At 70.2% G+C, this 22,552-nt stretch carries 21 protein-coding genes; 8 read left to right on the top strand and 13 right to left on the bottom strand.

The window, feature by feature from the left end:
• Window positions 1-9: 9 nt before the first annotated feature.
• On the bottom strand, window positions 10-474 hold the full coding sequence (locus B378_RS0108950) for a hypothetical protein (protein WP_017343464.1): 465 nt from the start codon (window positions 472-474) through the stop codon (window positions 10-12).
• A complete protein-coding gene (locus tag B378_RS0108945) occupies window positions 467-2,320 on the bottom strand; it encodes a DNA mismatch repair protein (RefSeq protein ID WP_017343463.1) in 1,854 nt (617 codons plus the stop codon). The genes B378_RS0108950 and B378_RS0108945 overlap by 8 nt, the downstream gene beginning before the upstream one ends.
• 137 nt (window positions 2,321-2,457) lie before the next feature.
• Here B378_RS0108945 and B378_RS0108940 point away from each other — a divergent pair, with 137 nt between their 5' ends.
• Window positions 2,458-3,132: an MBL fold metallo-hydrolase gene (locus B378_RS0108940; protein ID WP_017343462.1), complete on the top strand. Its 675-nt coding sequence runs from the start codon at window positions 2,458-2,460 to the stop codon at window positions 3,130-3,132.
• A gap of 20 nt (window positions 3,133-3,152) precedes the next feature.
• On the opposite strand, the gene B378_RS0108935 is transcribed toward B378_RS0108940, so the two are convergent.
• The 4 genes from B378_RS0108935 to B378_RS0108920 all read right to left on the bottom strand — a co-directional run bounded on the left by B378_RS0108935 (window position 3,153) and on the right by B378_RS0108920 (window position 8,023).
• On the bottom strand, window positions 3,153-4,301 hold the full coding sequence (locus tag B378_RS0108935; protein ID WP_017343461.1) for an acyl-CoA dehydrogenase family protein: 1,149 nt from the start codon (window positions 4,299-4,301) through the stop codon (window positions 3,153-3,155).
• A 61-nt stretch (window positions 4,302-4,362) separates the two neighbouring features.
• Complete coding sequence (locus B378_RS0108930) at window positions 4,363-6,507, bottom strand: AMP-binding protein (protein ID WP_017343460.1); 2,145 nt, start codon at window positions 6,505-6,507, stop codon at window positions 4,363-4,365.
• Between the two features lie 30 nt (window positions 6,508-6,537).
• On the bottom strand, window positions 6,538-6,972 hold the full coding sequence (locus B378_RS0108925; protein WP_017343459.1) for a universal stress protein: 435 nt from the start codon (window positions 6,970-6,972) through the stop codon (window positions 6,538-6,540).
• 97 nt (window positions 6,973-7,069) lie between these two features.
• The gene (locus tag B378_RS0108920; protein WP_004598548.1) at window positions 7,070-8,023 is read right to left on the bottom strand and encodes a transcription initiation factor IIB family protein; all 954 of its coding nucleotides are present in this window, start codon (window positions 8,021-8,023) and stop codon (window positions 7,070-7,072) included.
• A gap of 428 nt (window positions 8,024-8,451) precedes the next feature.
• Here B378_RS0108920 and B378_RS0108915 point away from each other — a divergent pair, with 428 nt between their 5' ends.
• Together B378_RS0108915 and B378_RS0108910 are read left to right on the top strand one after the other, a co-directional pair.
• Complete coding sequence (locus tag B378_RS0108915) at window positions 8,452-8,847, top strand: hypothetical protein (RefSeq protein ID WP_017343458.1); 396 nt, start codon at window positions 8,452-8,454, stop codon at window positions 8,845-8,847.
• A 2-nt stretch (window positions 8,848-8,849) separates the two neighbouring features.
• Entirely contained in the window at window positions 8,850-9,473 is a 624-nt protein-coding gene (locus B378_RS0108910; RefSeq protein WP_017343457.1) for an METTL5 family protein, read from the top strand.
• A gap of 41 nt (window positions 9,474-9,514) precedes the next feature.
• Here the strand turns inward: B378_RS0108910 and B378_RS0108905 are convergent, their stop codons facing one another.
• The 3 genes from B378_RS0108905 to B378_RS0108895 form a co-directional block, all read right to left on the bottom strand.
• Window positions 9,515-11,437 carry a rhomboid family intramembrane serine protease gene (locus B378_RS0108905; protein WP_017343456.1) on the bottom strand — a complete coding sequence of 641 codons (1,923 nt, stop codon included), beginning with the start codon at window positions 11,435-11,437 and terminating at the stop codon, window positions 9,515-9,517.
• 109 nt (window positions 11,438-11,546) lie between these two features.
• Window positions 11,547-11,825: a UPF0058 family protein gene (locus B378_RS0108900; protein ID WP_008442749.1), complete on the bottom strand. Its 279-nt coding sequence runs from the start codon at window positions 11,823-11,825 to the stop codon at window positions 11,547-11,549.
• Between the two features lie 93 nt (window positions 11,826-11,918).
• Complete coding sequence (locus tag B378_RS0108895) at window positions 11,919-12,137, bottom strand: ribbon-helix-helix domain-containing protein (protein WP_017343455.1); 219 nt, start codon at window positions 12,135-12,137, stop codon at window positions 11,919-11,921.
• 242 nt (window positions 12,138-12,379) lie between these two features.
• Here B378_RS0108895 and B378_RS0108890 point away from each other — a divergent pair, with 242 nt between their 5' ends.
• Together B378_RS0108890 and B378_RS0108885 are read left to right on the top strand one after the other, a co-directional pair.
• Window positions 12,380-12,994, top strand: a complete 615-nt coding sequence (locus B378_RS0108890; protein WP_017343454.1) for a sulfite oxidase-like oxidoreductase — start codon at window positions 12,380-12,382, stop codon at window positions 12,992-12,994.
• A 113-nt stretch (window positions 12,995-13,107) separates the two neighbouring features.
• Window positions 13,108-14,502 (top strand): isochorismate synthase MenF, encoded by a 1,395-nt coding sequence (locus B378_RS0108885; RefSeq protein ID WP_017343453.1) that lies wholly within the window; start codon window positions 13,108-13,110, stop codon window positions 14,500-14,502.
• A 26-nt stretch (window positions 14,503-14,528) separates the two neighbouring features.
• Here the strand turns inward: B378_RS0108885 and B378_RS0108880 are convergent, their stop codons facing one another.
• Window positions 14,529-15,269 (bottom strand): proteasome assembly chaperone family protein, encoded by a 741-nt coding sequence (locus B378_RS0108880; RefSeq protein ID WP_017343452.1) that lies wholly within the window; start codon window positions 15,267-15,269, stop codon window positions 14,529-14,531.
• Window positions 15,270-15,414: 145 nt separating this feature from the next.
• Between B378_RS0108880 and B378_RS0108875 the strand changes: the two genes are divergently transcribed.
• Both B378_RS0108875 and B378_RS0108870 read left to right on the top strand, forming a co-directional pair.
• Window positions 15,415-16,362 (top strand): RsmB/NOP family class I SAM-dependent RNA methyltransferase, encoded by a 948-nt coding sequence (locus tag B378_RS0108875; RefSeq protein ID WP_017343451.1) that lies wholly within the window; start codon window positions 15,415-15,417, stop codon window positions 16,360-16,362.
• The gene (locus B378_RS0108870) at window positions 16,359-16,901 is read left to right on the top strand and encodes a hypothetical protein (protein ID WP_017343450.1); all 543 of its coding nucleotides are present in this window, start codon (window positions 16,359-16,361) and stop codon (window positions 16,899-16,901) included. The genes B378_RS0108875 and B378_RS0108870 overlap by 4 nt, the downstream gene beginning before the upstream one ends.
• Window positions 16,902-16,926: 25 nt before the next feature.
• On the opposite strand, the gene B378_RS17070 is transcribed toward B378_RS0108870, so the two are convergent.
• Window positions 16,927-17,079: a hypothetical protein gene (locus tag B378_RS17070; protein WP_192812434.1), complete on the bottom strand. Its 153-nt coding sequence runs from the start codon at window positions 17,077-17,079 to the stop codon at window positions 16,927-16,929.
• 271 nt (window positions 17,080-17,350) lie between these two features.
• A complete protein-coding gene (locus B378_RS0108865; RefSeq protein WP_017343449.1) occupies window positions 17,351-18,868 on the bottom strand; it encodes a DUF790 family protein in 1,518 nt (505 codons plus the stop codon).
• Window positions 18,869-19,442: 574 nt separating this feature from the next.
• On the opposite strand from B378_RS0108865, the gene B378_RS0108860 reads away from it, so the two are divergent.
• Window positions 19,443-21,176, top strand: a complete 1,734-nt coding sequence (locus B378_RS0108860) for a tRNA uridine(34) 5-carboxymethylaminomethyl modification radical SAM/GNAT enzyme Elp3 (RefSeq protein ID WP_017343448.1) — start codon at window positions 19,443-19,445, stop codon at window positions 21,174-21,176.
• A 30-nt stretch (window positions 21,177-21,206) separates the two neighbouring features.
• Here the strand turns inward: B378_RS0108860 and B378_RS0108855 are convergent, their stop codons facing one another.
• Entirely contained in the window at window positions 21,207-22,538 is a 1,332-nt protein-coding gene (locus B378_RS0108855; protein WP_017343447.1) for a S8 family serine peptidase, read from the bottom strand.
• Window positions 22,539-22,552: the final 14 nt, after the last annotated feature.

Below are 22,552 nucleotides of genomic sequence, written 5' to 3'. Positions count from 1 at the left end.
ACTCCGATTTTATGCGAGCGCGACCACGTCGACGGTGCGGGTCTCGTCGTCGACCTCGATCTCGACCGTCGAGCCGACGCGCTCCCGGACGCGCTCGCGCCACGCCGCGACGGCTTCCGCGTGTCGCTCCCGCCGCGTTTCGAGGTCGGCGTCCGGGTACTCGCTCGCGGTCTCGTCCGGTTCGGGGTACGGCGGCACCTCCGCGACGAGGTTTCGGGGGTCGATGTGAAGCGGCGCGGGCGAGTCGGAGGCGTCGGCGCTCCCCGCACCCTCGCCGTCGCCACCGTCCCCGCCCGCGTCGAGCGCGTGGAGTCGGGCGCGCATCCGCCCGGAGAACGGCGGGGTCACCCGAAGGACGACCTCGCGGTCGCTCCGGAGGCTGGCTTCGAGCGCGTTCGCCACGTCCTCGCGGTGGACCGCGATCGACCGGAGCCGGTCGGGCCCGGGGTCGTGACCACGCCCCTCCTCAGTCATCGTTCGCCGCCCACTCGGCGTCGGAGAGCGTGCGCTGGACTGCCTCCTCGCCGACCGCGCCCGCGAGGTGTTCGAAGCCGGCGCGGACGCCGCGGTCGCCCGCGTTCGCGACTAACCGCGAGACGATGAACTCCGGCGTGGACTTGCCGATCGTGCCGAACCGCGGCTGGTAGTCGACGCGGAGTTCGAGGTCGTTCGTCAGTCCCTCCGCGAAGATGCCGTCGATCCGGGCGGCGTCGGGCAGCGGGCTCAGGTCCTCGGCGAGGTGGGTGACGTAGACGCCGAGCGCGCCGCGGTCGACGGTGAGCGTCACCAGCCCGTTCAGCAGGTCGGCGGCGCGCCCCGGCTCCGTGATCGCCTCGAACTCGTCGACGAGCATGAGCGTGCGGCCGTCCGCGGTCAGCGGCGGGACGACCGACTTCAGCGTCGACTCCAGCACCCCGGCGTTGAACGAGGCGTGCCGGCGGTGGAAGACGATCCGGTCGAACGTCCCCACCTCGGCCGCGTCCGCGGGGACGGGCAGGCCCATCGACGCGAGCAGCGCGACCGCACAGAGGGTTTCGAGGAGCGTCGTCTTCCCGCCGGAGTTCGCCCCGGTGAGGACGCTCACGCGGTCGCCGGTCGGCGGCGCGTCCGCGCTTGCGACCCCCGGGTCGTCCGCCAGGGAGTGCGAGCCGACCCCGTAGGAGACGGGCTGGACCTCGCCGCCGAGGAAGGGGTTCCGCGCGCCGCGCACGGCGATACCGTCGTCGACGAGCGTCGGTCGGACATGCTCGTTCTCGGCCGCGAACCGCCCGAGCGACAGGAGGAACGCCGCGTCCGAAACAGCCGTCGCGGCGCGCGCGACGGTCGTGTCGCCGCCGTCCGCTTCCCCCTCAGTGCCGTCCTCGTCGCCCGCGTCCGCCGCGGGCTCGTCGCCCAGCCGCTCGCGGATGTCCGCCGCCACGGCGGCCTCGCGCTCGTCGACGGCCGCCTCCAGCTCGACGACGAGCTCCCGCAGCGTCCCGGAGACGAAGTCGGCGGCGTCGAGCGCCTCGTCGGGCGCCGCCGACCGGACCGTCGCCGGCTCGACGCCCGTCTCGCGGGCGACGTGCTCGATCGTCGCCGCCTCCAGCGCCTCGAAGTCCCGGAGGCTCCCGTCCCGGACCGATTCGAGCACGTCGAACGCGGAGTCCGCGAGGTCGCGCGCGGCCGACAGCTGCTCGCGCAGCCGGTCCAGCTCGTCGTCGGCGCCGCTCGCGATCTCGATGTCGTCCCCGTCGAGGTCGCCGGCCGGATCGATCGACCCCCGCACGTCGGCGAGCGCGTCGGCCGCGTCGCGCAGGCGGTCGCCGTCGAGCGCGCCCACGTCGGCGAACGGGCCCTCCGTCAGCCCCGCCTCGCGGAGCGCGACGGCGGTCTCGACCGCGGCGAGGTCGGAGCCGTCGGCCTCGTCGTACGCGGCGAAGGCGTCCTCGACGGCCTCGCGGTCCGCCTCGTCGAGGCCGGCCCACGCGTCGCGGGCGGCGACGACCCGGTCCAGTCGCTCCTCGACGGCGTCGCGGTCGAGCAGCGGGGTCAACACCCGGATCCGGTCGGCCGCGTGCGCGGTCAGCGCCGCGTCCGCCGCGAGCGAGAGGAGGTCGTCGTACACCGAGCGCGCGTCGCCCGTCGCGAGCACGTCCATCCCCGCCTCGCCGTTCGCTCTGCGGAGGATGCGGGTCGCTCGGCCGCGGTGGAGCCCGGCATCGACGAGCGCGCGGACGTCGGCCGACTCGATCGCCTCGATCGCCCGCTCGGTCCCGAGCGCCTCCGTGAGCCGCTCGCTCGTCTTGGGGCCGATCCCCCAGTAATCCTCCAGTCGCATACTCCGTGGTGTCGCCCCGGCGTCTTGGCGTTTTCGTCGCCACCGCCGCTGTCGGGTCGACCCGCTCACGGGACGGTCGCGCTCCCTGCGCTTCCGCCACGACAGCGTTCATCCCGCTCCGAGTCGTACGCGCCGACATGGCGACGGAAATCGCGGACGGCGTCTGGCGGTTCGACTGCCGCGGGGTCAACGCCTACCTCGTCCTCGACGACGTGCCGACGCTCGTCGACGCCGGCACGCCGTGGGACGAGGAGACGATCCGACGCGGCCTCGACGAGGCGGGCGTAGAGGTCTCGTCGATCGGTCGTGTCCTCCTCACCCACTACGACCTCGACCACATCGGGACGCTGGCGGCGCTGGCTCCCGACCTCGACGCGCCGGTCCGCGCGTACAGGTTCGACGCGCAGCTGCTCCGCGGGGCGCGGTCGCCGCCGCTCGGGAACCACAAGGGACTGATCCAGCGGCTCGGCGGACTCCTCACGGACCTCCCCGACCTCGACGTGGTCGACGTCCGCGACGGCGAGGCGATCGGCTCGTTCACCGCCTACCACACGCCCGGGCACACGCCGGGCCACGTCGCGTACGTCAGCGAGGAGCTCGGCATCGGGCTGCTCGGCGACCTCGTCTCGGAGTCGGACAGCGACCTGAGCCCATCTGGCTGGCTTATCAGCTACGACACCGACGCGGTCGCGGCGAGCGTCCGCGACCTCGCCGAGCGCGCATCGCCGTTCGAGGTCGCCTGCGTCGGGCACGGCGATCCGCTCGCGTCGGGTGGGAGCGAAGCGCTGGTCGCGCTCGCGGCCCGGATCTGACGAGCGTCGAACCGCTCGTCCTACCGCGACTGCCGGTAGATGAGGTTGCGCTGAATGTCGTTCGCGCCCTCGTAGATCACCGGAATGCGCACGTCGCGATAGACGCGGGCGATCCGGCGGTCGGTGAGGATCGAGCGGCCGCCGTGGAGCTTCATTCCCTGCTCGGCGCAGTCGGTTGCGACCTCCGTCGACTTCGTCTTCGCCAGCGCGGCCCAGTAGCCGGCGTCCTCGTTGTTCGCGACCTTCTCGCAGGCGCGCCAGTTGAGCGCGCGGGCCGACTCGAAGCCGATCCGCATGTCGGAGATGGTGTGCTGGACGGCCTGGAACTCGTCGATGGTGCGGCCGAACGCCTCGCGCTCGTCGATGAACGCCTCCGCCTCCTCGATGGCGGCGGCGGCGAGTCCGAGGCCGTGGCCGCCGACGATGACGCGGCCGTGGTTGAAGAAGTCCGCGAGGGCGTAGAAGCCGCCGCCCTCGCTGCCGACGACGTTCTCCTCGGGGACGAAGCAGTCCTCGAAGACGATGTGGCCCTGCTTGGACGCGCGCATCCCCATCTTCTCGGGGATGTGCTCGGCCTCGTAGCCGTCGGAGTCGGTCTCGACGATGAACAGCGTGTAGTTCGAGTAGCGGTCGTCGCTCTCGCCGGTCTTCGCGTAGACGGTGAGCCAGTCGGCCTCGACCGCGTTGCCGACCCAGTACTTCTCGCCGGTGAGCTCGTAGCCCCCCTCGACCTTCTCGGCCTTCGTCGTCATCCCCGCCAGGTCCGAGCCGGTCTGCGGCTCGGAGACCGCGAGCCCGGAGATCTGGTCGTTCTCTGCGACAGGTCGGAGATATTTCTCCTTCTGCTCTTCAGTCCCGTAATCTTCGACCATCTCGGCGCCGAAGCTGGCGAGCTGGAGGGTGAGCGCGATGCCGGCGTCGGCGCGGTAGAACTCCTCCGCGATGGCGAGCACCTGCGCCAAGTCGAACCCCTTCCCGCCGTACTCCTCGCCGATGTCTTGGGCGACGAGCCCGGCGTCCATCCCCGCCTCGAGCACCTCCCACGGGTACTCGCCCGACTCGTAGTACGCCTCGGCGTTCGGGGCGATGTACTCGTCGGCGAACTCCCGGGCCTCCTGTTTGACGTCTCGCGCGCGTTCCGGCACGACGCTGTCGTCGAGCAGCTCCATACGACCCGTGAGGACTCCGCGGGCAAAACGTTCGTGGAACAACGAAGAACGCCGGGGGAGTTTACTCCTCGTCGACCGCATCCGCGTCGCGCCCTTCTTTCTCGCCGTCGTCTCCCCCATCGCCTCGCTCCTCCGCTTCGAGGGCGTCCGTGTCGCCGGATTCCGCGGTGTTGGCGTCGCCGTCGCTCGGTTCGGTCGCGACCTCCTCCGCGTCGGCGATGTCGACCCCGCCGGTGTCGCTCGGCTCATCCTCGTCGGCGTCGCTCGGCTCGTCCGCGGTCGCGCCGTCGTCCGTCGCGTCGTCGGAATCGAGTCCCGGGGCGCCCGCCTCGCCGTCCGTCTTCTCCTCCGACTCCGCCGGCGGCTCGTCCGATTCGGTCGGCTCGGCGGGGTCGGCAGGCTCGAACCCCGCGGTTTCGAGGTCCGCGTCGACGTTCTCGCGGGGGTCCGCGCCGCGCTCGCGGAGGAGCGCGCGCGTCGCCCCCCTGTCGACCGTCCCCGAAACGGTCCGCGGCAGCTCCTCGACGTACGCGATCGTCTTCGGGATCTTGAACCGTGCGAGTCGCTCCCGAGCGAAGTCGACGAACGCCGTCTCGTCGATCGGCGCGGGACCGATGCCGCCGGCTTCGATCGCAGGCGGTTCGGATCTGTCGCTCTGCTCCGTGTCGCCCTCAGCCGTCTCGTCGCCCGAGGCGGCCTGCTCCGTGGCACCGCGTTCCGAGGTGGCTTGTTCCGAGGCGACCTGTTCCGAGGCGTCTCCCTCAACGGAGGCCGTCGCCGCCGACGGGAACCGGTCGCCGAGGGCCACGAGCGCCGCGACGCGCTCGCCCCACACCTCGTCGTCGAGCCCGACGACCGCCACGTCGTCGACCTCGTCGTACTCTCGGAGGACGCCCGCGACCTCTCCCGGCTCGACGTTCTCGCCGCCGCTGATGATCCGGTCGTCGACGCGGTTGAGCACGTGGAGATACCCCTCCTCGTCGAACCGACCGACATCGCCCGTGTGAAGTCCGTACGGGCCGAAATCGGATCGGTCGACGTCCGCGGGGTCGATCCCGTTCAGGTCGATCGCGTCGCCTGGGGACGCGTCGCCTTCGCCGACCGCGTCGGGGGAATCTCTCTCGTCTTCCACGAGGTACCCCGGCGTGATCGTCGGTCCGCTGACGACGATCTCGCCCGTGTCGCCCGGCTCGACCGGGTCGCCGTCGTCGACGATCGTCACGTCGGTGCCGAAGAGGGGTCGGCCCACCGTCCCGATCCGGTCTCGGGTCTGTCGCGGCGTCGCGGTCGTGATCTGTGAGGCGGCCTCCGTCATCCCGTACGTCGGGTAGACGGGGACCGAGTAGTCGCGACACCGCTCCAACAGCTCCGCCGGTGCGGGCGCGCCGCCGAGCAGGACCACGCGGAGCGAGTCCGACAGCGTCCCCCGCCGGTCGAGCATCCGCTTGAGCATCGTCGGGACGAGCGAGACACCGGTTACGTCGTACGCGTCGATGTCGTCGGCGGTCCCGCCCGCGTCGAACCCCTCGCGCAACACGAGGGTGGTCCCGTACAGCACCGACCGGTACACCGGCGCCAGCCCGCCCATGTGGTGGAGCGACAGCGACACGAGCCACCGGTCGTCTGCCTCGACGCCGAGGCGGAACGCGGAGGCGACCGCCGAGCTGTACACGTTGCCCGCGGTCAGCGGCACGGGCTTGGGGTCGCCGGTGGTCCCCGAGGTGAACAGCACGCAGAGCGGGTCCGCGAACGACCACTCGGGCGGATCGAGCGACGCCGGGTCGACGTCGTGGATCCCCGCGACCTCGGCGCTCGTGGGGTCGTCGACGGAGTAGACCGGGACGCCGTCGATCTCCGCCGCCGCGTTGGTCGCCGTCGGCTCGGTCGGCTCCGCGCAGACAACGGCGTCGAGGTCGGTCCGGTCGATCCGCGCGGCGATCTCGCGCGGGGTCAGCTCCTGGCCGAGCGGGACGAACGTCGCCCCGATCCGCATCGTCGCGTGGACGAGTCCGACGGTGCCCACGTACGGGGGCGTGAGCACGCCGATCCGGTCGCCCTCCCCTAGGCCGTGCGCGACGAGCCGGCCGGCCGTCTCGGCGACGAGCCGGTCGAGGTCGGTGTAGCTCCACGCCTCGCCGTCCTCGGCGCGGACGAGGGCGGTGTCGTCGGGCGACGAGACCACGCGGTGAGAGAGCCAGTCGCGCATCGGTGTCACCCTCGTTCGCCGAGTACGCGGCTACTCATCCGTCGGCTGTCGCACGGTCAACACCGGGACGTCGGAGGTGCGGACGACCCGCTCCGTGACGCTCCCGAGCAGGTAGCGGTCGAGCCCCTTCCGCCCGTGTGTCCCCATCACCACGACGTCGATACCGTGTTCGTCGACGTAGTCGTGGATCGACCGGTAGGCCGTTCCCGACGTCACGCTGGTGACGCACTCGACGCCGGCGTCCGCGGCGGCGTCGGCCACGCGCCTCGTCGCCTCCTCGCCCTCAGATTCGAGCGCCTCGACGACGATCTCCGCGCCCGCCTCGAGGCTGGAGTACGCCGCGCCGTCGACGACGTACAGCGCGTGGAGGCGCGCGCCGTACTGGTCCGCGAGGTCGATCGCGTGTTCGATCGCGGCGTCTGACGCCGGACTGCCGTCGGTCGGAACGAGGATCTCTGAGTACATCTCACTCCGTAGTACAGCGGGTATCGATTAAAAACCCGATCAACTATCTCGAAGCCCGGCAAGGAACGAACACCGCGATTTCGAACGGGAGACCGCCCTAGCGGAAGCCCATCGCTTCGATCTGCTCCTGATACCGGTTGCGGATGGTGACCTCGGTGACCTGCGCGACGTCGGCGACCTCGCGCTGGGTCTTCTTCTCGTTACAGAGCAGCGAGGCCGCGTAGATGGCGGCCGCCGCGAAGCCGGTGGGCGACTTCCCGGAGAGCAGTCCCTGCTCGGCGGAGACGTCGATGATCTCGGTCGCCTTCGACTGGACCTCCTCGGAGAGCTGGAGCGACGAGGCGAACCGCGGGACGAACTGCTTGGGGTCGACCGGCTTCAGCTCTAAGCCGAGCTCTTGGGAGATGTACCGATAGGTCCGGCCGATCTCCTTCTGCGGGACCCGCGAGACGTCCGCGACCTCGTCGAGGCTGCGCGGGATCCCCTCCTGGCGGCAGGCGGCGTACAGCGCGGCGGTGGAGACGCCCTCGATGGAGCGCCCCCGGATGAGGTCCTCGTTGAGCGCGCGTCGATAGATGACCGAGGCGACCTCTCGTACCGAGCGCGGGACCCCGAGCGCGCTCGCCATCCGGTCGATCTCCGAGAGCGCGAACTGGAGGTTGCGCTCGCCCGCGTCTTTGGTCCGAATCCGCTCCTGCCACTTGCGCAGGCGATGCATCTGCGAGCGTTTCTCCGAGGAGAGCGACCGCCCGTAGGCGTCCTTGTCCTTCCAGTCGATCGTCGTCGTCAGCCCCTTGTCGTGCATCGTCTCCGTGATGGGGGCGCCGACGCGCGACTTCGACTGCCGCTCGTTGTGGTTGAACGCGCGCCACTCCGGCCCGCGGTCGATGTTCCGCTCGTCTAAGACGAGCCCGCAGTCCTCGCAGACGAGCTCTTGGTCGGCGTCGGTGACGATGTTCTCCGAGTCACACTCCGGACAGGAGACCGTCGATTCGTCCGTTTCCTGCTCCGTGTCTCGCTCCTGTTGCCGTTGGCGACTCGGACGTTCCATTAAAAGGTTTGTGGTCAGTCGCGTATTTAAGCCTTGTCCACGTCCATCATCGATCCTGAGGATTCTTGGGTCGGCCTCGTGTCCGGTTTATTCCGTTTAAAACGTCTGTAACGCCTGAAACGGGGACACAGATTCGAGTCGTCGACGACCTCGACGTGGTCCGCCGCGGTCCGGCACGACGCACGAAACGTGACCGCACATTGAGGTCGAAATTCGACATTGGGAACACCCGCCAAGGGCCGAAGACGCCATGTCGGCAGTGGAGCGTGTTCGATCCCGGAACGTCAACGGTGGAGTTCGTCCGGTTCCGGAACGTCAACGGTGGGGCGCGTTCGATCCCGGAGCGTGCCGTACGCGACCGCAGGACCTCTTATATTACTACTAAACATCCATAAAGACTTTTGTATAACCTCTGCCAATGGATTTGTATGAGCACTACTTCGTCTCCCGGCATCGAACGCACGCTGCGCGGCTGTCGCCCCGCCGATGTCGACCCCGTCGTCATCGACGCGGCGGACCTCGACAGCACCGCGCCAGAACACCTCCGCGACCTCAAGCGGGGGCTCGCGGCCCGCGGCTACCAGCCCGCTGCGGTCGCGACCGAGGCGGAGTTCGACGCCGAGAGCACGCTCGAACGCCAGCGCGAGGCCGACCGCCTCCGCGGGCTCGTCCGCGCGGCATCGTTCCTCGGCGCCGGTCGGATCGAGGTCAGCGTCGACGACGAGCCGTGCGAGGAGACCCGCACGGCGCTCGCGGCGCTCGCCGAGCGGGCCGACCGGGAGGGCGTCGAATTCGTCCGCGTCGAGGGCGACGGCGCGGCCTGACGATGGCGACAAAGCGGTCGCTCGCGACCAAGCTCGGCGTCGTCGCCGGCTTCGAGCGTCCCGACGCGGCCCTCGAACAGTACCCGACGCCCCCGGAGTTAGCCGCCCACGTCGTCCACCTCGCGGACCTCCACGGCGACGTCGACGGCCGAACCGTGATCGACTTGGGCGCCGGTACGGGGATGCTCGCGCTGGCCGCCGCGCTGCGCGGCCCCGCTCGCGTCGTCGGCCTCGAGCTCGATGGGAGCGCGCTCGCGACCGCCCGGGCCAACGAGCGGCGCGTCGCCGCCAGCGCCCCCGTTCACTGGGTCCGCGGCGACGCTACCCGCCCGCCGCTCGCCGTCGCGGAGCCCGCGACGGTCGTGATGAACCCCCCGTTCGGCGCGCAGGACGGGAACCGCAACGCGGACCGCGAGTTCCTCGCGGTCGCGAGCGACCTCGCGGCCGTCTCCTACTCGGTCCACAACGCCGGCAGTCAGGAGTTCGTCGAGGCGTTCGCCGCCGACGAGGGCGGCGAGGTGACCCACGCGTTCGCGGCCGAGTTCCGGATCGACGCGCAGTTCGACCACCACACCGACGCGGCGCGCGAGATCGACACCGAAGTGTACCGGATCGAGTGGGAGTAGCGCGGAGCTCGCCGGCGCCCCAGTTCGAGCGCCGAACCGAGCTACTGCCGCCCCTCGTACCGCTCCCGCTGCGCGATCCGTACGCGCGTCTCGCCGCGCTGCGCGTACACGCGGTCGCCGCCGCGGACGATGGAGACGCCCTGCGCCTCCAGGGTCGTGCCCTCCTCCGGCAGCGGGATGGTCACGGTCGCGTTCTCGTGGGTAACGCGGATCTCGAACCCCCCTTCGACGGCGGCGACGCTGATGTTCCGCCCGTCGATCTGCGGCTCCGCTTGTGCCGGATCGCTCACGTACAGCGTCCGTCTGGTCTCGTTTCGCACGGCGTCGACCCGGTAGGTCGGGCCGCCGTTCGCGGCGACCCACCCGACGCGCTGGACCCAGACGGTCTCGCGCCAGCCGGTGCCGCCCACGTCGACCGCGCGGTACCCCCAGAACGCGAGGTTCCCCTTCGAGACCGCCGTCGTCCATATCTCGCGGTCCGGGTCGCTGACGATCACCCCTGAGGTGTTGACCGACGTCGAGCGCCCGAACGCCTCGACGTCAACAACGCCCACGAGCTGGTCCTCCACGTCCTCCGCGTACGTCACCTGGTACCCCTCCACCTCGATCGGGTCGCCGGGGAGGTCTCCGTCGTCGACCGCGACGAGGTTCGGGACGACGGCCGGGCCGGCGACGGCCGCCAGCGCCCCGACGAGCAGGAGGAGTCCGACCGTCGCCGGCGTCGCCGACCGGATTCCCCCTCGGAGCGTTTCGGGCTCCGGAACCGCCCGAGTCGGCCACAGGGGCTCGTCGCGCGAGACGGCTGCGACGGCGACGACCGCGGCCAGCAGCGCGAGCAGCCCGACGCCGACGGCGCGGTACAGTTCGTACCGCTCGTTGCCGAGGTACCAGTAGAGCGCCCACAGCCGACGGGAGGCGCCGAACAGCAGCAGCGCGCCGAAGACGAGGAGCGCGGACCGCTCGGTCGCGTCCGCGCGGGAGCCGTCGTCGCCGACTGCGGTCGAGAGGGGGTGGTAGCGCCACCGCCCCGCGGTTGCGTCTGGGTCCGCGTCCGAGCCCGCGCCGCGGCCCTCGTCGGGCTGTTCTCGGGCGCGACGCCGTAGGAGGACGACGGCGACCAGCGCGCCGCCGATGAGCCCGAGCGCGTGTCCCTGGATCGCGACGTTCGCCCACCCCGGCACGCCGTAGGAGGGGGAGGCTTCGGCGAACGCCACCGGGACGCGGAGGGCGTCGTAGAGGACGCCGACGAGCGTCGTCCCCGCCATCGCGACGACCGCGGCGACAGGACGCGAGACGAGCGCGAACCCCCAGTACCCGAACACGACGACGGAGAAGCCGATCACCGGACCGAGCGCGAACAGTGCGGAGAGGAGCCCGAACGCGACCGCGGCGCCGGGGACGATCAGGAACGCCCGCACGTAGGGGCTCTCGGCCGGCGACTCGACGGCGGCTATTCGGCTCAGCACCTCCCGGACCCGTCGGGGGAGCCTACGGAGCCGGCTCGGGAGTTGTCGGGGGCGACTGAGCAGCCGCCGGAGGCGGACGACGAGGCCGTCCCCGCGGTCGACCTCGCGCCCGTCGGGGAAGTGGCCGTACGCGTACTCCGCGAGTCCGCCCGCGACGAGCGCGGAGAGGAGGTTCCCGGTGAGGTGTCCGCGGCCCGCGTGCGCGAAGCTGGACCAGACGAGCCCCTCGGGGTAGAAGTACGACCACGACCGGAACGGGATCACCACCGGTCGGTTCGGGTTCTCGATCCCCGACTGGACGAACAGGTACACCCCGATCACGCCGGCGATCACGAGGAGCGTCCCCCACGGGACGCCGAGGAGGAGCCGCGACCGGGGCGCCCGCGTCCAGTCGTCGCTCGGGCGGTCGACGAGGTACACCGCGGCGAGCGCGACGACGACGCCGACGCCTCCGGCCGCGAGATGGACGGCGTCCGACGTCAGCGCTTCCGCGACCATGTGGGGTTCGAGGGGGCCGCGCACACATCAATACGGGGGTCCGGCGCGTCGCGTCGCGATCGAAATAAGAGGAAGAGCGCGCCTCGACTCGTGACCGGAGCCTTCGGCCTCAGATCTTGTTCTCGGCGTCGTCAGCGAGCTCCTCCATCCGCTTGCCGACGCGGCCGGCGGGCGAGAACTCGTCTTCGCTCATCGCGTTCGCTAAGGCGTTACCGAGGACGAACACGGCGTGTTTGTGCTCGCTTTTCGACTTGTGGACGTGGGAAGGGTCGACCTCAAGCTCGTCGTAGGGGTCGAACAGCGAGCCGTCGACGGTCTCCTGCGCGCGGAAGTGTTCCATAATCGTCACCATCTGTTCGTGGAGTTCGAGCAGCTCGTCCTTGTGCATATCCACGGATACGGGTTGTATACCCTATAAGGGTTGTTGAGGGCGGTACGCACGGATCCGTGCCGCGCGCGGTTCGACGCGGGGGTCGTTCGCTCAGAAGACGTACTCGTCTTCGTGGCCCATCATCCCCTCCTCCTCGAACCCGCTGTTGGAGTCGTCGTCGTCCCGGGGACCGCTCGTCTTGTACGCCTTGATGCCAGTCGACAGCAGCTCCTCGACCGCCTCCTCCCGGTTGAGGAACTCTCCCTCCTCGACCATCTGGGCGATCTGCATCTCCAGATGCTCCGGCACGGTTATCTTCACTCGTGGCATTTGCTGTCCGGGTCTTGTGGCATGGCGTATATAAAATTGGCGTCGGAGATCCGCGTATATGAAAATTCAAGACGACGACTCAAAAGCTCATTTTTGATCTTCTGAATACGCGTTAGAGATGTACGAACCCGGGCCGCACTCCTTCCAGCGCCGGGGGCGTTCCCGTCGAGCGCGGCGCGCTCGGACGCCCGACCGGCTCCGAGAGCGACATTCATACGTCGGTCCGGGCCGAACAGAGCCGCATGACAGAGTCCGGCGTCGAGGCCGCCGAGGATCTCACCGACCTCTACCGCGAGTACGGCGACGACCGGCTCCCGCCGGGGCAGCGCGAGACCGACGGTTTCCCGGTCCTCTCGAAGAGCGGAACGCCCTCGTGGAACCCGGAGACGTTCGAGCTCGAGCTGTGGGGCGCCGTCGAGGAGCCGCGCTCGTTCACGCTCGACGAGTTCCGCGACCTGCCGGCCGTCACCCAACGGCAGGACTTCCACTGCGTGACGGGGTGGAGCAAGTTCGACTGCGAGTTCACCGGGGTCGCGTTCGCGGACCTGGCCGAGCGCGCCGGCGTCCGCGACGAGGCGGAACACGTGATGTTCCACTCGCTGGACGGCTACACCACCGACCTCCCGCTCGACGAGTGTACGAAGCCGGGCGTCCAGCTCGCGTACGGCTTCGACGGCGACGACCTCCCGGCCGACCACGGCGGGCCGATCCGGGTCGTCACGCCGCACAAGTACGCGTACAAGGGCGCGAAGTGGGTCTCGGGCGTGGAGTTCCTCACCGAGCCCGAACTCGGCTACTGGGAGAAGCGCGGGTACAGCGACACGGCGAACCCCTGGAACGAGGAGCGGTACAGCTAATCGCGGGCCGCTCGCCGTTCGAGTTCCGTTCTCCACTCTCACCGCGCCGATTTCCCCCGTCCGCTCCGCCCCGATAGTCAGGATAAAGGGTCCCCGGTCCCGACTCGATACGCATGAAACGGGCGCGCTCTCGGTCGTCGCCGCCGCTGGTCAGCCGGACTACGGCGGTCGACGAACCGGCGTTCGCGGGGGCGTTCGACGCGCTCCCGTCGCCGCGCACGACCTGGAGCGCGCCCGACGACGCGCTGGTGCTCGGCGGCGGCGCGGCCGCGACGCTCACCGCCGACGGCGGCGACCGGTTCGGGGCGATCCGGGAGGCAGCGACCGAGCTGTTCGAGTCGGGTGATGTCCACGCCGGCACCGAGGCGGCTCGTCCCCGCGTCTTCGGGGGGTTCGCCTTCCACGAGGGCGCCTGCGACGGCGACCCGTGGGGGCCGTTTCCGGAGGCGCGGTTCGTGTTACCGCGGGTCCAGCTGACGATAGCGGACAACGGCGCGTGGCTCACCGTCAACGCGGTCGGCGCCGACGCGGACGCGTCCGCCGTTGAGGACCGCTTGGCGCGCGAGGTCGACCGGTTCGCCGCGCTCGACCGACGCGACTCCGGGGAGACGGGCGAGAGCGCGGCCGCCTCTCGGCCGCCCCGCCCGGGGATCAGCGAGAGCCGCCGGACGACGAGCCGCGAGGCGTGGCGCGAGAGCGTCGGCGCCGCGGTCGACCGGATCCGCGACGGCGACCTCCGGAAGGTGGTGTTGGCGCAGGCGCTGGAGGCCGACCTCGCGGCCGACTTCCCGCGCGCGGCGACGCTCGAACGCCTCGCGGAGAAGTACCCGGACTGCCACCGCTACTGGTTCGAGCCGGACGGGGGGGACAGCGCCTTCTTCGGCGCCACGCCGGAGCGGTTGGTCTCGCTCCGCGGCCGCACCGTCGAGACCGACGCACTCGCCGGGACGACCGGGCGCGGCGAGACGCCGGCAGAAGACGAGTGGCTCGCGCAGGAGCTCCTCGACGACGAGAAGAACGTCCACGAGCACGAGCTCGTCGCTGAGACGGTCCGCGACCAGCTGGAGCCGTTCGCGGCGTCGGTCTCCGCGGGCGAGCGCCGCGTCCGGCGGCTCGCGACGGTCCAGCACCTCCATACGCCGATCACCGCCGAGCTCGACGCGGACCGCCACGTCCTCGACCTCGTCGAGGCGCTCCACCCGACGCCCGCGGTCGGCGGGCTCCCGCCGGACCGCGCGCTGGCGACGATCCGCGAGACGGAGCCGTTCGACCGCGGCTGGTACGCCGCGCCGGTCGGCTGGATCGACGCCGCGGGCAACGGTGCGTTCGCGGTCGCGATCCGCTCGGCCGTGGCGAGCCGCCGGCGGGCCACGCTGTTCGCGGGCGTCGGCATCGTCTCCGACTCCGACCCCGACCGCGAGTGGGACGAGGTCCAGCTGAAGTACCGGCCGATCCTCGACGAACTGGAGGGCGACGGCGAGGAAGACGCCGACCGGGGCGGTCGGTAGCGCGCCCCGCCGCGAACGGGACGCCGCTACTGGAACATCTTCAGCGGCTCGGCCTGCGAGCTCTCCTCTGTCGCCTGCCGCATCCGCTCGGCGAGCTGCTGTTTCGCGTTCCGGATCTCGGTCGCCTGCTCGACGAGCCCGTCGGTCGGCGTCTCGATCCCCGCGATGGGGTCGATACCGTCGGCGATGAGTACCCGCGCCGCCTCGGGGTCGGGGAACTTCGGGTCCGACTCGACGACGAGCCCGACCGCGTCGCGGTCGTTTTCGAGCGCCGCCGCGAGCATCGCGCCCGTCGGGCCGGAGACGAGCCCGGACTCGGACGGTTCGGACACTTTCGCGCGCCCGAGCGCCTCGGCGCCGTTTCCGGTCGCGATCCCGTACAGGTCCGGCGGCGCCTCGCCCTTCTCGCGGCCGAGCCCCGACAGGAAGACCGGGAACAGCTCGGCCTCGTCGAACCACGAGCCGAGGCACGCCGCGACCTCCGTCGCCGCGGCCGGGTTGACGGGCACGTCGCTGCGGAGCGCGACGAGGTCGTTCTCGGGGTCCGCGTACAGCCGCACGGGCGTCGTCGCGGCCGTCTCGGACTCGCGGTAGACGGCCACCGGCGGGAGCCCGTCGCAGTGGACGTTCGCGTAGTGGGTCATCTCGTGGACGTCGATCAGGTGGTCGGTCGCGATCTTCCCGACGAGGCCGACGCCGGGGAACCCCTCGATCAGGGTGGGCTCGTCCAGCGAGACGTCGTCGTCGAGGACGGAGATGCGTGCCATGCGCGCCCCTACGCCCGGGGCGGACCTAAAGGTGCGGCGCGGGGCGGTTCCGGAGGCGGGACACGCGGCGGAGATACGGGCGAGATGCGGGGCGACGGCGCGCGAGTCCCGAAACCGTCTAACGGCCCGCCGCGAAAGTGGAGCCATGAATCCGCTCGACCGATACGAGCCGCTCGTCGACGACGTCGACGCGTTCCGGGCGGCGTGCGACCGGCCCCTCCCCTCGGTCGTGCGCACGAACGGCATCGCGGCGACCCCGGACCGCGTCCGTGAGGCGTTCGACGACGAGGGCGTCGCCTACGAGCCGGTCGACTGGCACGACGGCCTCTTCCGGCTCCCGGACGGGAACCCCGGCGGCAACTGGCCGTACGTCCACGGCTGGACGCACGGCCAGGAGGAGGTGTCCGTGCTGCCGACGCTCGCGCTCGACCCGCAGCCGGGCGAGCGCGTCTGGGACGCCTGCGCGGCGCCCGGCAGCAAGACGACCCAGATCGCGGACGCGATGGACGACGAGGGCACCGTCGTCGCCAACGACAACAACCTCGGGCGGCTCTCGGCGCTCCGGCACAACGCCGAGCGGCTGGGGATCACGAATACGATCGTCACGAACCAGGACGCCCGCAACTTCTCGACGAAGCCGCTGGCGTTCGACGAGTTCGACCGCGCGCTCGTGGACGCGCCCTGCTCCTGTGAGGGCACCTGCCGCAAGAACCCGGACGTCTTAGACCAGTGGACGCTCGGCCACGTCGACGCGGTCGCGGGGATCCAGAAGGGGATCCTGGCCCGGGCCGTCCAGGCGACCCGGCCGGGCGGCGTCGTCGTCTACTCCACGTGTACGTTCGCACCCGAGGAGAACGAGGCCGTCCTCGACCACGTCCTCGCGAATGAGGACTGCGAGCTGGTGGAGTTCGACCTGCCGCTCGAAACCGACCCCGGCGTCACCGAGTGGGACGGCGAGGCGTACGACGAGTCGGTGACGCGCGCGAAGCGCATTTATCCGCACCGCAACGACACGGGCGGGTTCTTCTGTGCGAAGTTACGCGTGGGCGGCGAGGCAGATGAGAGCGCGAGCGATGGCGAGGTGGCCGCATGAGCGACGACGAACCGGGAGCGGTACCCACCAACGACGGGCAGCAGTTCGATCGCCTCCCCGAGACGCCCGCCGACCGAGAGATCGAGGGCCGCGCGAGCCGCGCGGAGGTCCTCGATTGGTGGGACGAGCGGTTCGGGATCGAGAAAGAGGTGTTCGAGGAATACAGCTTCTGGGAGAAGGGGGCGGGGAAGATCTGGATCTTCAACGGCGAGGCGACCGACCCGAGCGAGGTGGAGGCTGTCGGAATGACGTTCCTCCGGACGCGGCAGGAGCACTGGAAGCCGACCGGGCGTGCGGTCTCGCGGTTCGGATCGCGCGCGACGAAGAACGTGGTCGAACTGGATCCGGCGCAAGCGGCTACCTTCGCGGCGGGGGATGATCAGGACATCCCCGAGTGGGACGGCGACTGGGGATACCTGATCGCGACTCACGAGGTTGCCGGTGAAAGCGTGCCGATCGGGGTGGGGCTGTATTTATACGACGAACTGCGCTCCGTGGTTCCGAAGGGCAGTCGGGCCGACCTGCCCGTCGTGGAGTGACGGATCGCGTTCGCACGTCGATTTACTACTTATAAATGGCTGATCGCGGATCGGCGGAGAACACCTCCAAAGCCATAGCCGCTCGCTTATAAATGGCTGATCGCGGATCGACGGCGAACACCGCCAAAGCCCCAGCCGCTCGCTTATAAATGGCTGATCGCGGATCGACGGCGAACACCGCCAAAGCCCCAGCCGCGAGGCCGCCGTAGGCGACGTAAGCACCGGAGGGAGCGAGCGAAGCGAGCGACTGAGGAGCGCAACGAGCGTACGGCGGCCTCGCGGCTGCCCCTTTGAGTCCCACCCGCCCGCACAGCGACCGCACCTCACGCCTCCCCAGCCTCGTCAGTCGCCGTCGCTTCGCTCCGGCGACTGACTCCCTCGCACGCGCTCCTCGCGGTCGCCGGGGGCGACCGCTCGGAGGCGCGCGCCACCGCATCGGTTTAAATAGCTTATTCCGATTTCTCCCGAACTGTCCCGCCGCCGAGCCCCTCCCACTCGACCCGATAGCCGAGCCGCGAGAGCGCGGCGCTCGCGTCGTCGACGCCGTACTCGTCGAGGGTCGCTTCGGCCTCCGAGAGCGCCATCCCGGCCTCGATTTCCTCGGCGAGCGTCTCTATCACCGCCGGCCGCACGAGCGTCCGCCCGATTCGCTCGTGGTCGGGGAACGACTTGTCCGCTAGCGCCTCGACGCTCACGCCGCGCTCGTCAGCGAGGTTGTCAAGGCCGATGGCGTCGGCGTCGGGCGAGAGGGTGTCGGGGAGGTCGGCGGCCGCGTCCGCGACGAACTCGGCCTCGTACTCGCGGAGCACGTCGATCACGTCCTTCACGCGCACCGTCCCGGAGTAGGTGACGACGCGGTGGTCGCGGGCCGCGATCTCCTCGCCGACGCCGAGGCTCTCGTCGACGGCCACGAGGAGGTCAACGTCCTCCACGTCCGCGAGCTGGCCGAGCTTCTTTTCGACGTACTCGGGCGTCCAGAAGCCCATCACCTCGAAGAAGAGCCTGAAGTCGGCATGGTCGTAGTCGAACGCGAAGTCCGGGATCATCACGCTCGCCCCGGTTTCGAGCGGCTCCGGCTCGCGAACCAGGGTCCAGTCGAGGTCGAGCCCGCGGACGCGCCCGGCGAAGTCTGCCTCGACCCCGCTGTCGAAGTCGGGCTCCGCGACGGGCTCAACGTCGGGCACCGTCACGTCGCCGTCCGAGAGGCGCATCGTGCGCTCGCGGCCGCGGTCGTCGATCGTCGCCTCAAGCGACCACTCCGCCGACTCCGCGGCCGTCCGGAGCAGCCGCGCGAAGGCGGTCCCGTAGCGTCGCGTGCGCGAGAACAGCCGGTCCGGGCCGGTGACGACGAGCTCGCGGCCCTCCGGCGTCTTCTCGACCTCGTACATCAGTCGGAGTCGCTTGACGGCGGAGACGAGCCGTTTCGGGTCGTTCGACCGCACGCGGACCTCGGTGGCGTCGAACAGCGCGGTCTGGGCCAAGGAGAGGTCGTACTGCGCCAAGAGCGCGTCCGGGTCCCACCGCACGTCGGCGTCGACGAGGACCTGCTCGACGTCGCGGTCGGCGTACAGCGAGGCGTCCACCGCCTCGGACTCGATCCCGAGCGCGTCGGCCGCGCGCTCGACCGCGACCTCCCGCTCCGCCTCGCTCGCGACGCCGATCGCCTCCGCCGCCTCGAACGCGGCCCGGCGGACGCGACGCGGCGGGACCGGCGCGCGCGTCTCGAACTCGCACTCGCGCTCGACGAGCGCCGCGAGCCCGCGGACGAGCTTGAAGTCGCCGTTCCGCGCGGCGGCGTCGGCCTCCAGCTCCGCCAGCGCGTCGTCGAGGTCGCCGCGCCGCTCGCCGACGTGCGACTCGAACGCCCCGAGGACGCGGGCCGCGAGCGGACGGTGTTCCCGGCCGGTGAACTGCGGGCGGTAGCCGCCGCCCGCCCGGGAGACGCGCAGGAGGTCCTTCCGTAGCACGAGGCGGGGTACGCTGCGCCCGGCCTAAAACGAGCGGGTTCGGTTCCAACCCCCGAACCTGTGGTCGCGGTGGCGCGTGCCCGCGAGGCCGCATCGCGGCCGAGCGGCACGCGCGAGGGAGTCGGCGGCGACCGTCGGGAGCCGCCGACGAGGCTGGGGAGGCGCGAGGTGCGGTGCGGTCGCGGGGCTGTGCGGGGCGGGATTCAAAGGGGCAGCCGCGAGGAGACCGTAGGCGACGCAAGCACCGCAGCGAAGGAACGGAGTGACTGAGCGAGGAGCACAGCGAGCGTACGGTCTCCTCGTGGCTGGGGCTTTGGAGGTGTTCGCGGCCGATCTACGGTTAGTCATCTGTAGCCGAGCGACTGGGGCTTCGGTGGTGTCGCTCGCCGAGTTGTCTGATTTAAACCCCTGTACAGCCGATCGGCCGAGGGGTTGGAGTTCGTTTCGTCGAGGCGGGAGACGAGGTGTCGTGTGCTCGGATCCGTGGTACCGACTCTCGCTCTGCTGCCGACGCGCACCCCTCTCACGTATTGGTGCGACACGCTTAACTCCGAAACCCGTCGATCGGAGCGTAATGAGTACCGACGCGGCGGGCGACGCCGAGTCCGACGACGCCGCCGGAGACGCCGACCCCGCTGACTCCGAGGCGTTCGTCCGCACCTGCGAACACCTCGTCGACCGCATCCTCGACGGGGAAATCAAGCGCGACGACCTCGAACGCGCCAAGCTCGACGCCTGCTCGGAGTTCGGCTCGCCGAAGGTGCCGAAGAACACCGAGATCCTCGACCACGCGCCCGCCGAACACCGCGACGACGTGATCGAGGTGGTCCAGCGGAAGCCCGTCCGGACCGCCTCGGGCGTCTCGCCCGTCGCGATCATGACCTCGCCGGAGCTGTGTCCGCACGGGAAGTGCCTCTACTGTCCCGGCGGGCCGGCCTCGGAGTTCTCCTCGGCGCAGTCGTACACGGGCCACGAGCCGGCCGCCGCCCGCGGCGAGCAGAACGACTACGACCCGTACGGGCAGGTCACGCTCCGGCTCGAACAGCTCCGGAAGATCGGGCACCCGGTCGACAAGGTCGAGCTAATCTTGATGGGCGGGACGATGACGGCCCGCTCGCACGACTACCAGGAGTGGTTCGTCAAGCGCGCGCTGCAGGCGATGAACGACTACGACCTCGACAAGGAGCCGGAGCCGGCCGAGGGGGAGTCGTTCGCGCCGGACCCCGAGGCGACCGAGTTCGAGTACCTCGAGGACGTGATCGCCGAAAACGAGACCAACGAGATCCGCAACATCGGCACTACCTTCGAGACGAAGCCCGACTGGTGTGACCCGGAGCAGATCGACCGGATGCTCGATCTCGGCGGCACGAAGGTCGAGGTCGGCGTCCAGACCACCTACGAGCGCATCAACCGCGAGATGCACCGCGGGCATGGTAACGAGGCCTCCCGCAACGCGAACCGCCGCCTGCGCGACGCCGCGTTCAAGGTCGGCTTCCACATGATGCCGGGCCAGCCGGGGATGACCCGCGAGATGTGCCTGGAGGACTTCCGGCAGCTGTTCGAGAACCCGGACTGGCGCCCCGACTACCTGAAGATATACCCCACCCTCGTCGTCGAGGGGACCCGCGTGTACGACCGCTGGCGCCGCGACGACTTCGACCCGCTCACGAGCGAGGAGGCGGCCGACCTCGTCGCCGACGCCATGGACCACATCCCGAAGTACACGCGGCTCCAGCGCGTCCAGCGCGACATCCCCGCGGACTTCATCGACGCGGGCGTCCAGAAGTCGAACCTCCGCCAGCTCGCGGCCCAGCGCGCCGAGGAGAAGGGGATCGTCCAGCGCGACGTCCGCGCCCGGGAGGTCGGGCACAACGACGCCGATCCGGACCCCGACGACGTCGAACTCGACGTGCTCACCTACGAGGCCGGCGGCGGCACCGAGCACTTCATCTCCTTCGAGGACCCGGTCCGCGACCTGCTCGTCGGCTTCTGTCGCCTGCGGTTCCCCTCCTTCGCCCCGGACCAGCCCGGCGCGCCGGGCACCGAGGGCGACCCGATCCGCCCGGAGCTCGAAGACGCCGCCTTGGTCCGCGAGCTCCACGTGTACGGCAACGAGGTCGGCATCGGCGGCGACGGCGACTGGCAGCATCAGGGGTACGGGACGAAGCTCTTAGAACGCGCCGAGGAACTGTCCCGCGACGCCGGCTACGAGAAAATCGCGGTCATCTCCGGCATCGGCGCCCGCGAGTACTACCGGAACAAGCTCGGCTACCGACAGGACGGGCCGTACGTGTCGAAGCGATTGTAGCCCCCAAAATCGGGGTTCGGTGACCGGCGCTCAGAGTGCGTCGACGACGTTGAGGTAGCCGGCGCCGTAGTACTCCTTCCCGTAGTCGTCGGGCACCTCGGCGGCCTTCTTCAGCGCGGCCTCGACCTGGTTCGCGTTGTAATCCGGATTCGCCGATTTGACGAGGGCCGCCGCGCCCGCGACGTTCGGCGCCGCCATCGAGGTTCCGGCCTTCCAGCCGTATCCTGGGACCTGCTCTGATTCGCCGTCCTCGTCTGTTTCTACCGAGAACACCGTGTTGAACACGAGGTCGTACGCGTACGCCGGGACGCCACCGACCGGATCCCCTATGGAGAGATCGTAGTCGCCGCCGGGAGCGCCCAGCGTGACCGCGTTGGTCCCGTAGTTGGTGTAGACCGCCGGGCTCTCCGCGGGGCTGTTCACGTCGTCGAGGTCGAACGAGAGGCCGTAGCCGATCGGGCCGGTAGAGGCGACCGACACCGCCTGCGCGCCCTCGTTCGGGAGGCTGATGAGGTTCTTATCGTGCTGGAGATCGGCGCTGTCGTTGCCGGCAGCGATGACGAGCAGCGTCCCCTCCTTATTTGCGTACGTCATCGCGCTGTTGAGGACCTTCCCGTAGAACTGTCCGTTCGCCTGTCGCGGCACGGGATACGCCCCCAGCGAGAGGTTCGCCACGTCCGCGTCGATGTTCGCGCTGTAGACGACCGCCGCGAGGATGTCACCGAACGACGCACCGCCTCCCGCCGAGAACACCCGACAGTCGACGAGGTCGGTCTTCGGGGCGGTCCCGTTGACACCGGTCCCGCCGCCGTTGTCCGCGGCGACGATACCGGCGACGTGCGTCCCGTGATCGTCGCCGCCGACGGGGTTGTGGTCGCCGCCGTCGTCGGTGAAGTTCCGGGAGAGGTCGAGGTTCAGGGGTCCCTCCAGATCGGGGTGCGTTTCGAGTACGCCCGAGTCGATTACGGCGACCCGTGTCCCTTCGCCTTCGGTTGTCTCGTGAGCTTCTGGGACGTTTTGGTCGATTTTGTCCCACTGTAGGACATCGTTGGGGCCCTCGTAGTCGGCCTCATCGAGCGTTGGAACGTCGTCGTTCACGCCCGGCGAGTCGAGTTCGATCTGTACGTCCGCCTCGTAGCTCTTGACCGACCGCTTTACCGCCGACTCGTCGCCTCGGACGACAGAGTAGTTGATCCCGGGCATCTCGTGGACGACCGTCAGGTCGCTCAGGTCGGCCTTGCCCTTCGTCGAGACGATGAACCGATCGGTCCGCTCCGCGGCCGTGACCGTCGTTCCGGCCGCTATCCCGCCGATCAGCGATCCGCTCACCTTGAGAACGTCACGCTTGGTAACGTTGAGCATATGAGCGTTGATTG

The sequence above is a fragment of the Halorubrum sp. T3 genome, from assembly GCF_000296615.1.
Classification (GTDB): Archaea; Halobacteriota; Halobacteria; order Halobacteriales; family Haloferacaceae; genus Halorubrum; species Halorubrum ruber.
This window is presented reverse-complemented; position numbering and strand designations above follow the sequence as displayed.

Coding starts and splice junctions, on each gene's coding strand:
- B378_RS0108935 (WP_017343461.1), bottom strand. CDS start 4,301: ATGGAGCTGCTCGACGACAGCGTCGTGCCGGAACGCGCGCGAGACGTC.
- B378_RS0108930 (WP_017343460.1), bottom strand. CDS start 6,507: ATGCGCGACTGGCTCTCTCACCGCGTGGTCTCGTCGCCCGACGACACC.
- B378_RS0108915 (WP_017343458.1), top strand. CDS start 8,452: ATGAGCACTACTTCGTCTCCCGGCATCGAACGCACGCTGCGCGGCTGT.
- B378_RS0108905 (WP_017343456.1), bottom strand. CDS start 11,437: ATGGTCGCGGAAGCGCTGACGTCGGACGCCGTCCATCTCGCGGCCGGA.
- B378_RS0108880 (WP_017343452.1), bottom strand. CDS start 15,269: ATGGCACGCATCTCCGTCCTCGACGACGACGTCTCGCTGGACGAGCCC.
- B378_RS0108945 (WP_017343463.1), bottom strand. CDS start 2,320: ATGCGACTGGAGGATTACTGGGGGATCGGCCCCAAGACGAGCGAGCGG.
- B378_RS0108895 (WP_017343455.1), bottom strand. CDS start 12,137: ATGCCACGAGTGAAGATAACCGTGCCGGAGCATCTGGAGATGCAGATC.
- B378_RS0108940 (WP_017343462.1), top strand. CDS start 2,458: ATGGCGACGGAAATCGCGGACGGCGTCTGGCGGTTCGACTGCCGCGGG.
- B378_RS0108910 (WP_017343457.1), top strand. CDS start 8,850: ATGGCGACAAAGCGGTCGCTCGCGACCAAGCTCGGCGTCGTCGCCGGC.
- B378_RS0108855 (WP_017343447.1), bottom strand. CDS start 22,538: ATGCTCAACGTTACCAAGCGTGACGTTCTCAAGGTGAGCGGATCGCTG.
- B378_RS0108900 (WP_008442749.1), bottom strand. CDS start 11,825: ATGCACAAGGACGAGCTGCTCGAACTCCACGAACAGATGGTGACGATT.
- B378_RS0108950 (WP_017343464.1), bottom strand. CDS start 474: ATGACTGAGGAGGGGCGTGGTCACGACCCCGGGCCCGACCGGCTCCGG.
- B378_RS0108925 (WP_017343459.1), bottom strand. CDS start 6,972: ATGTACTCAGAGATCCTCGTTCCGACCGACGGCAGTCCGGCGTCAGAC.
- B378_RS0108870 (WP_017343450.1), top strand. CDS start 16,359: ATGAGCGACGACGAACCGGGAGCGGTACCCACCAACGACGGGCAGCAG.
- B378_RS0108875 (WP_017343451.1), top strand. CDS start 15,415: ATGAATCCGCTCGACCGATACGAGCCGCTCGTCGACGACGTCGACGCG.
- B378_RS0108860 (WP_017343448.1), top strand. CDS start 19,443: ATGAGTACCGACGCGGCGGGCGACGCCGAGTCCGACGACGCCGCCGGA.
- B378_RS0108920 (WP_004598548.1), bottom strand. CDS start 8,023: ATGGAACGTCCGAGTCGCCAACGGCAACAGGAGCGAGACACGGAGCAG.
- B378_RS0108890 (WP_017343454.1), top strand. CDS start 12,380: ATGACAGAGTCCGGCGTCGAGGCCGCCGAGGATCTCACCGACCTCTAC.
- B378_RS0108885 (WP_017343453.1), top strand. CDS start 13,108: ATGAAACGGGCGCGCTCTCGGTCGTCGCCGCCGCTGGTCAGCCGGACT.